At 45.2% G+C, this 7,950-nt stretch carries 10 protein-coding genes; 3 read left to right on the forward strand and 7 right to left on the reverse strand.

The annotated features are described in order from the left end of the window. Positions 1–178 precede the first annotated feature (178 nt). Genes ACKI3C_RS07575 through ACKI3C_RS07585 form a run of 3 tightly spaced genes read right to left on the reverse strand, consistent with a single transcriptional unit; the run spans position 179 to position 1,563 of the window. Positions 179–454 carry a hypothetical protein gene (locus ACKI3C_RS07575; RefSeq protein WP_407403662.1) on the reverse strand — a complete coding sequence of 92 codons (276 nt, stop codon included), beginning with the start codon at positions 452–454 and terminating at the stop codon, positions 179–181. A 3-nt stretch (positions 455–457) separates the two neighbouring features. Beyond that, on the reverse strand, positions 458–976 hold the full coding sequence (locus ACKI3C_RS07580) for a C4-dicarboxylate ABC transporter (RefSeq protein ID WP_407403664.1): 519 nt from the start codon (positions 974–976) through the stop codon (positions 458–460). After that, positions 973–1,563: a hypothetical protein gene (locus ACKI3C_RS07585; protein WP_407403666.1), complete on the reverse strand. Its 591-nt coding sequence runs from the start codon at positions 1,561–1,563 to the stop codon at positions 973–975. Before ACKI3C_RS07585 ends, ACKI3C_RS07580 begins: the two co-directional genes overlap by 4 nt. A 44-nt stretch (positions 1,564–1,607) precedes the next feature. Between ACKI3C_RS07585 and ACKI3C_RS07590 the strand changes: the two genes are divergently transcribed. Genes ACKI3C_RS07590 through ACKI3C_RS07600 form a run of 3 tightly spaced genes read left to right on the forward strand, consistent with a single transcriptional unit; the run spans position 1,608 to position 4,268 of the window. Beyond that, the gene (locus ACKI3C_RS07590; protein WP_407403668.1) at positions 1,608–2,729 is read left to right on the forward strand and encodes a hypothetical protein; all 1,122 of its coding nucleotides are present in this window, start codon (positions 1,608–1,610) and stop codon (positions 2,727–2,729) included. Beyond that, positions 2,726–3,148 (forward strand): hypothetical protein, encoded by a 423-nt coding sequence (locus ACKI3C_RS07595; RefSeq protein ID WP_407403670.1) that lies wholly within the window; start codon positions 2,726–2,728, stop codon positions 3,146–3,148. Before ACKI3C_RS07590 ends, ACKI3C_RS07595 begins: the two co-directional genes overlap by 4 nt. Then, a complete protein-coding gene (locus ACKI3C_RS07600; protein WP_407403672.1) occupies positions 3,138–4,268 on the forward strand; it encodes a hypothetical protein in 1,131 nt (376 codons plus the stop codon). Before ACKI3C_RS07595 ends, ACKI3C_RS07600 begins: the two co-directional genes overlap by 11 nt. Before the next feature lie 6 nt (positions 4,269–4,274). On the opposite strand, the gene ACKI3C_RS07605 is transcribed toward ACKI3C_RS07600, so the two are convergent. From ACKI3C_RS07605 to ACKI3C_RS07620, 4 genes are all read right to left on the reverse strand, one after another. Continuing rightward, on the reverse strand, positions 4,275–4,931 hold the full coding sequence (locus ACKI3C_RS07605) for a hypothetical protein (RefSeq protein WP_407403674.1): 657 nt from the start codon (positions 4,929–4,931) through the stop codon (positions 4,275–4,277). Between the two features lie 209 nt (positions 4,932–5,140). Next, positions 5,141–5,707 carry a hypothetical protein gene (locus ACKI3C_RS07610; protein WP_407403676.1) on the reverse strand — a complete coding sequence of 189 codons (567 nt, stop codon included), beginning with the start codon at positions 5,705–5,707 and terminating at the stop codon, positions 5,141–5,143. A 144-nt stretch (positions 5,708–5,851) separates the two neighbouring features. Next, entirely contained in the window at positions 5,852–6,817 is a 966-nt protein-coding gene (locus ACKI3C_RS07615) for a hypothetical protein (protein WP_407403678.1), read from the reverse strand. A 64-nt stretch (positions 6,818–6,881) separates the two neighbouring features. Next, a partial coding sequence (locus ACKI3C_RS07620) for an ATP-dependent Clp protease proteolytic subunit (protein ID WP_407403680.1) occupies positions 6,882–7,950 on the reverse strand: 1,069 nt, incomplete at its 5' end.

The raw sequence follows: 7,950 nt of genomic DNA on the forward strand, positions 1-7,950 counted from the left end.
GGCTACTTCGGTCATGTTAGGGAATGGCATAGTAATTTTTGCTTACAAAAATTGGTTTATTGTGGCTAAAGCCACGGTTTAGTGCACTTCGTGCGGTTTAGGGAGTTTAGCGGTAAACGGCGAAGCAATAAACCAGCGACATAGTCGCCTAAACCCTTAACCAGCGGCAAAGCCGCTATTATTCGTCATCCTCCATGTCCAGCAGATTGCGGTGTGCATTCTCCACCGCAAGCGGTGAACCAACCTGCGCGAGAAGCATCTCCTGCTGGAGCAGTTTAACTTTAGAGGCAGCCTTGCCTCGATAATATCTCTGGGACACTTCGGTCTCACGCTGGGAGATGTCCCAACGCAGCACCTCGGCGGGGATGTCGAGAATAACCGCCATGTCCGAAATCTTCAGATAGATGGAAGCGAACTTTTCTATCTGGTCAAGTTGTTCGTCTGTATATTCCATATATCAAGAGTTTATACGTTGTTCAAATAATTCTGAGAGAGGAACACTGTGGTTGCGTATCAAGTCCTCGACTTGCGAATGGAGCGTAGCGAAAATCACTGGGTCAGTGGAGATGAAAGCCGACTCGTGGCGGTTGCCTCGGGTGAGATTTTGTGAAGTAACCACAGACACCGTGTCGCCCTTGTCACTACGAACCAACAAAATCTTCGAGTGATTGTCCGCAAGGTATGTATGCTCAATCACCTGCGTTATGAACGTCCATAGCTTCAGCGTCTTGTTTGTCGCCTTGTGGTCAAGCACAAGGTTGAATCGTTTCACATTTCCGCCTCGCTCCAGGAAGAAAAGGCGACGCAAGAACTCCTCCGATATAGAGAAGGATGTCTGCCACACCTCGGCTTTTCCGACCTGCGACAGAATCCAGTCAAGCACATCAGCGACTTGAAGCACATTCGAGAGATAAGCCTGAAATGGTTTCTCGGCAAGCGGCTTCAACACGTCCCCTATGTCAGCAGTCCTTTTCATTTCTGGTGGCAGACATACTGGTCATATTGCTTCCAGTTGTCGTGGTATTTCTTGTCACATGCAATCAACTCTTTCAGGAACGGATATCGGTCAGAGTCCTGGCACACCGACTTGTTAGAACCCATCCCCGAAAGGTGGCGTAGTTCAAGGTGAAGTTCGCGCATCTGTCGCAGCAGGCTTAGGTTCTCCACATAGAGAGCCTGAATCTCTTCGGGCAGTTCATCGTGGTCATCACGCTTGCCCGGCTTCCATGACTTCTGCTTGCCGTCCTCATCGGCATTGTCCTCCTCGCCTGACTTCTCTTCCTCATCATCAAAGTGCAACTCGTCGGCAATCTTCTCAGCCTTGCGAGCCATTTCCTCGACCTGCTCATGCGTTAGCTGTACGATGCGGAAATTGTAGTATTTCTGCAAGTTGTACTCAATGGCACGCCTTGTGGTGTCATTGTCAATCTTGGCGATATAGTTGTTGTGCATGACATGGTTGCCTGTGAGCTTAAGCAGGTAAAGCGCACCGAGAACATAATCCCTTTCAGTGTCGGGAGTGTCAAGCCATTGCTGTATGATTCCAGTGAATTTTTGGTCCATTTTTTTTAAATATTTCTTGGAAGGCAAAGGTAAATACATTAACTTTGCAAGCAAAAGACACAACTTTACCTATGATGAGAAGTTTTTTAGTTTATATTTTATTATGCTGCATACATTTTGCACTCCAAGCAAAGAATGCGGATAGTACTGATAGCCCATATTCATGGGCGGGAGATAGTACAATTACATTAACTGCTCAGAATGCAAATTCAGAAAATACTTTTGTCATTAATATTGTTTCAGATTCTGGAACTCATTTGAAAGCGTCATTTGACTTTAAGCATAAGACAGTCCAAGTTACTGATAATAGTAATCAAGTTATCTTTGCTGATACAATTGCGTCAGGAATAAGTGCATTTCTTACAATTGACCCTAAAGCGGAAAATTATTATTCTGTTTCTCCATATGCTTTTTGCGCAAATAACCCCATTAAGTTTATCGATCCTACAGGAATGGTAATTGAAGAAAATAGTAAATCCGAATGGAATCGTTTGAGAGGCGAAATTGAAGCAGAAAGAAATAAAATCCAAAAACAAATTAACGAACTCGAAACACAGGCAGCAAAAAAAGGATGGAGTGCAGACAAATTATCTGCCCAAATAGGCGATCGTAGTGAACGAGTTGCTAGTTTGAATACAAGTTTAGAAACAATGACTGTTTTGGCTAATAGTAGTCAAGTATATCGTTTGGCACATGTAAATGGTACTGGATTTTTAAATTATGATTCCCGAGCAAATATTATAAGTATTAATTTTGAAGGAGATTATAATTTTGTTCATGAGGTGACTCATGCGGGGCAATTTGAAGTTGGAGAATTAGCTTTTTCAGAAAACGGAAACACGTTGTTACAAGACGTCTTTGATGAAACTGCAGCCTACAAAGCTCAGTATGCATTTAATCCAGGATCTTTAAGTTCTATTAATTCTGCAAGCAAACCTAATTCAATAAATGATATTACTTCTTCTTGGGTTCAAACAGTGCGTGACTGGAGTGGAACATTGCTTTATGCTCCAGGAGGAGTTAATAATACTGGACTGATTCCTGTAAATATTAATTCAACAAGAAATACATTGATAGAAGCATATCCTTGGATTGCGACATCACTTCAGAATCAACCCGATGATTTTAATGCTCGTTCAATTATAGGAATATATTACAAGAAATGAGAAAATTTATTTTTCTGATTATCACTATCTTAATTTGTTCATGTAGTACAAATCACTTAGGCAAAGTTGACATTGCAGGACTATATACAGGTTTCGATGATCCCAATCATCACCCGATTGGATACAATTATACGTTGCATCTATATAATGATAGCACTTTTAAATATATTAAGTATCGTGATCTATTTAAAGTTATTGGTATTGGTAAATGGTATAATTGCGAAAGAAAAATATTATTAAAATACGATACCATCTATCCTTCAGACATTTCAGATGTTCTTATGGCTATAAGTTATATGACAGGGGCTGATACGATTATAATTTGCAATAACAATAAAATAAAAATAAATAACACAAAACTTTTAAAAACCGGTACAACATATAAAAAGAATATAGTTCCACAACAAAATGATAATTGATTTTATTAGAATCATGAACTTTTCTATAATTAAATCTTGTATATTTTTGCTTCTACTGTCATCAATATATTTTTGTGCAAATGCAGAAACAAAATATACATTGATACAAAGTCAAATTAAAAGCGATTGTGTCAAACTATATAATCCTGGCGATTCAATACCATTTGACACAATTCCACAGATGCACAATGAAAGGTATTATTTTGAGGCTTATAACGAACTCTTTGAAATGTTCGATGGTTCAAAGCGGTATAATCTTTTAAGGGCTGAGTATCTTCTGGAAAATGCTTATTTCGAAGGGAAAGCAAATTATAATCAACTTGCAACTTCAGTGAATAAAACTGTTGAGAATTTGAAAAAATTCATTGTTGCACAAAATATACAGGGATATAAAACGGCAGTAAATGCTGCTCTATTTCATTATTTCACAAAACCTAATTGGATGAATGGTAACAAACCATTCTCATACGACTATCAAGACTGTGCAGGAAATAAGGATTTCTCAGTGTTTCTAACATCAAAGGTCATTAGAACGCATTCTGGACAATGCACCTCTTTACCAATATATTATAAAATATTATGTGATGCGGCTGGGGGCTCCTGCTTTTTAGCAACCGCTCCCAATCATATGTATATCAAGCACATCTCAGAGGAAGGCAAATGGGTAAATGTTGAACTAACAACAGGCTCTTTTGCACGAGATGAATGGTATATACAAACCATGGAGGTTTCTACCGAGGCTATTAAAAATGGCTTATTTCTAACGGCTCTGTCTGAGAAAGAAACGATTGGCTATATAATCTACATGCTTGCACACGCATATTTACGCAAATATCGCAATTATGACTATTTCGTGCTTTTGATAGGGAAAAGACTACTAAATTCATTACCCCATTTTTATCCAGCCATGGAATTAGTAAAAGGAACTTGTCAACAATTCGGTTATGACTACGTTCATCAGATAGGCAAAATGCCTTCCAATTTTATTGAACAAACTTATCGTAAGCATAAATCGATGATTGAACTCGAAAGTTCATTAGGATTTTCAACAATTACAGATGAGAAATATTTCGAGAATGTTAGAAACGCAACAGAAGAGATAAAGCAAGCAAAAAAATAATTGTTGTTACAATTTGTTGTTGATTCCTGTGAAAAATGCACAGTTCTTATTATGCTCCTGCATCAGTTTCCGCATTGCGAGCAGTGTCTGCCCTGTGGTCACGAAGTCATCGAAGACGATGAGGTTCTGCTCCTTGGGCAGTATGTTGAGAGTGAACACTGCGTTCATTCGCTGCTTGCTATGGCAGAAAGCGACATCCTCATAGAAAGGGATGCCGAGCATTTCACCGATACGCTCGCTGATAAGCGTTGCGAAGTTCTTGGTGAGGTGACGGCGTTTGGGCGTGGTCACGATCGCCCAGTCGCCTTTCAGCAAATTGTCGCCCAGGATGTCTGTCATCAGCGGAGCCATGTTCTCGGCAAAGAACGCGACCATGCTTTCATCGCCCTTGATGTCGGTGAGTGTGCGTCCCATCAGCGATTTCTGCCACAGGGAGATGAAGAAAGTGTCGCTTCGCCGTGTGATGCGTACCTTGCGTATGAAGTCACAGCGGGCTTCGTCCGCTTGTCCCTCCTTCCACGCCTTGCGCTTCTGCTCGGCGAAGAGGTCTTTGCTTACTGCCTGCTGGGCATTGGAAAGAACATCGGGGGCAACCTCGATCTCAGGAACGTCAATTTCACTCAAGATGTCGTCCAACTCAATCGGATTACCCCCTTTGCCCATAACATTTATTATTAACCCTAGCGGTGGATTCTGTTAATTCTGAGGAAAGTTTGTTTTTTATTTCGGTCGCTTTTGGGTCTGTTTTGGCATCTTTTTGACATTCAGTCGGTCACGAAGCTCGCTTCGCTCCCTCTTCATGCCAAAAACCTACTCAAAACATCCCTCAAAATCGCCTCGACATAATTAACAGAAACCACCTTAATTCAGTGTCAGGTGGTTTCGGACGCGTCGATGTCGCCCTCTTCGGTCTCGATTGTACCGCGGTAGAAGGGAGCGGGACACTCGTCGGTCGCCTCTACTGTGATAGTGGTTGAGGTTGTTCCTGTCGGACCTTGACCGAGGTCTTGTGCGACAGTAGACTTGGACTCCCACTTGTCACAGCCAACGACACGGTAGTTGCCCTTCATGTCCTCGACGATATAGACATTGTCGTTGTTGTTGATGTAGGCGGCGGCAGCCGATGCCTCAGCGCCAACGGCGGGATGGACTGCGGTGAGTTTGTTGAGCTGGGTCTGGCTGGGAACCTCGCCCTGTGCCTCGCTTGTGAGCTGAGACTTGTCGGGGAGCACGTCGATGTACTTCCACTTGGCATCAGCGGCAAGCACGAAGTCACCCTCATAGATGGCCGAGGTGATGCGACCCTGCGCGTCACGAGGCAGCGTTGGCCACTTGACGATGTAGCCTTTGGAGATATAGTAAAGCCGACGCTTCATGCCCGGCAGCTCAGGTGTGCCCTGGCACCAGCCGAGCGATTTCTGTAGATTAGGACATTGCATAGTCTTTTTTCTTTGAAAATGGTTATAGGTTATTGGTTATTGGTTATTGAATACGCTTCGCGTGTGGAGTGGTTATTGGTTATGGGTAATCGAGCAATTTTCAATAACCACTCAACAATAACCAATAACCACGCACGCAGTGCGTTAATATCCTTTGAGTTCGATGACCTTCATGCGACGCTTGTCGATTGACTCGAACTGAACACCGAAGAACATTGTGGCGATGTACGAGAGGATGAAGGGCTCGTACTCCTTGACCATCACGTTCTCCACGTCACCCATCTGGTCGTAACCCACGAGCATGTTGCTCTTGGGAGAGATGTGGATGAACTTAGAACCAATCTTGTTGTAGAGAGGAATAATGTGCAGGCGGCCGTTAGAACCCTCGACAGTCTGCTGGTCGTACTGGTTGTTATAGTTGATGCCTCCGTGGCTCATAAGGTAAGCCTCGTTGTACTTGTCGGCGAAGTCCTGGGTACAGTACATATAGAGGTCCTGGCTGCGCAGACGGGGGTCAAGAGAGAAGAGGATTTTCTTGGCGATGTCGACAGCGTTCACATTCGTGATCTCGTCGTCGAGCTTCATGTAGTTGCCCTTCTTCTCAGTGAGACCGCCAGAAGCGATTTCATTCTCTGTAATGGTGTCGAAGCCGTCGAAGAGGTCAACGGTGAGGTCGCCCGACGCGTTGCGCTTGCCCTTCCAGATTGCGTCGTTGAGGTGTTCGGAGAGACCCTTGGCAATGAGGGCGAGCACATGCATAGCTGAGGGTGTAGACATCTGGCCGTCGCCCTTGGTGGCGCCTATTTCCCCGAGAAGAGTGGAGATAGCCGAGTTGGGCTCGAACTTCGCTACCACTGAGCCCATGAATGTCTCGAGTGTGCGGAAGTCGAGGTTGAGGTTGAAGTCGGTGGAGCGTGAGGGCTTGTAGGGACCGAACTGGGCATTGCCGTTGATCTCTGCCACATGTTCCTTGTAGCGGATACCGGGACGGCCTGTCATGTACTGGAGGGTGTCTTGGATGCCGATGATGGGGAGCATCAGCAGGTCTTTGCGCCATTTTGCTGCTGCTTCCTGGTAATCGGCGAGGGTGAAAGTAAGTTTTCCTGCCATGATTGTTGTTAGATTAAAGTTTTGAGATAAGAGAATAGAGATGAGAGATGAGAGATTGGCTTGTTTACACTTTGGGAAGCATGTTGTAGAGAGCGCGTGCTGAGTTCACGGTATCGACGAAGTTCTCGACATCAGACTTCTCAGCCTGCTTGCCTTCGTGCTTGCCTGTGTCAACGACATTGGTGGTGTCGGCGGCGGGTGATTTCTTCAGGGCGGTGATCTCGGTTTCGAGTTCACCCTGGCGTGTCTCGTGTGCGGACATTGCGTTCTCAATTGACTGCATCTGTTCGACCGACAGCGTGATGACACCGTCGGTGGCGGCAAAGTTCTCGACCCCGAGGAGTTTGCCGAGTAGCGTGAATGTGTGCATAGTGTTTTGGGTAGTTGTTGGATTGACTTTATTTTCGGTTGTTTTTTCTGTAGTTGCTTCAATGGGTGTGGGTGCAGAGACCTCTTCTGCCTTGGGCTTGAAGAAGTCCGCTATGGCTGAAAGGAACTTGCCGAAAGCAGATTGCGAGTCTGCGACCGGGATGTTGGGGATGGGCATGCCTGCCGAAGCCATTGCCGAAGCTACGGCATCGGTGAGTTTTGGGGCGGACTCGTCCTCAAAGTCAGTGATTTCGTCCACGAAACCCCAATCAAGCGCTTCCTTTGCAGTGAGCCAGCCACCCGCTTTCATCAAGTCAAGCAGTTCGATTGCGGGTTTCTTGCACTTGGCGGCGTACATCTCGGCGATGTTCGCGTCAAGTTTGTCGAGGTCACGCTTGGTTGCTTTGAGGTCTTTGATGAGAGTTGCGATGTCATCGGCATTGAGGTTGCCGTACTGGAAGAACTCGCTGCTGCACTTGTGGACGAGGTACATTGCCGACGAGTCAATGCTGATGCTGCTGGCTCCGAGCGAAGCGATGGTTGCCGCTGAAGCGTTCATCCCCGCGAAGTGCACAGATACGTCACCATGGGCGTTGAAGGCAGACGCGATGCTGAGAGCAGTTGCGAGCGAGCCACCCAGAGAGTCGATGAGCACCGACACCGGCTTGCCGGCATTGTTGGCAAGGATATAGTCAACATAGTCACGGTCGAAGTCGCAACCGCCGACATAGCCTTTCAGGTGCAGGTTGTATGTGTGTTTTGCC

Origin of the sequence: Sodaliphilus sp. (assembly GCF_045598405.1) — a bacterium.
GTDB classification, from domain to species: domain Bacteria; phylum Bacteroidota; class Bacteroidia; order Bacteroidales; family Muribaculaceae; genus Sodaliphilus; species Sodaliphilus limicaballi.